This window comes from Microbacterium sp. Leaf351, assembly GCF_001423825.1.
In the GTDB taxonomy this organism is placed as follows: domain Bacteria; phylum Actinomycetota; class Actinomycetes; order Actinomycetales; family Microbacteriaceae; genus Microbacterium; species Microbacterium ginsengisoli.
On sequence record NZ_LMPK01000006.1, the window covers coordinates 1 to 493 of the forward strand.

Genomic DNA, 493 nt, shown 5'->3' on the forward strand with positions numbered 1-493 from the left:
TGTCGCGTCACGGTTCAAGACTCGCCCACCGAACACCGAAACCTCTTGATCAACACGGCCTAAGCCGGTGGGTAAACCGGCACCTAACAGGTACGTTGCGGTGCCCGTGGGAAGGTCGGTCGTCATCTCCCTCGGGTTCACCGCGTTCTGCTTCAGAACCGTCTTCACCTGGGGCTTCTCCCACGCCGGCAGGTCCGGCTCCGACCGCTTCAACCGCTGCAGCTCCCACACGATCGCGGCGCGGATCTTGTTCGACGCGACGCCTCCGAAGTCCTTCGCCATCGTCACCGCGAGGCGCGGGTTACGCATCAGCGGGTCGTGCCTCAGGTAGGAGCGGATCATCACCTCTTCGGTGTCCTCGTCGATGACCACGAAGTAGGCCTCCGCGAGCTCGAATCCGGCGATCACGACGTCCCGGCCGGTGCATTCCTTCGCCCGCTGGGAGAGCTTCCCGGGGTGCCAGTCCGTCACGCCTGCGTAGGTCAGGCGGGGG

The 493-nt window shown here is 65.1% G+C and carries 1 pseudogene; it reads right to left on the reverse strand.

Annotated elements, in window-relative coordinates:
* Positions 1-372: pseudogene (locus ASG00_RS02425) on the reverse strand (hypothetical protein); the annotation flags it as partial.
* Positions 373-493: the final 121 nt, after the last annotated feature.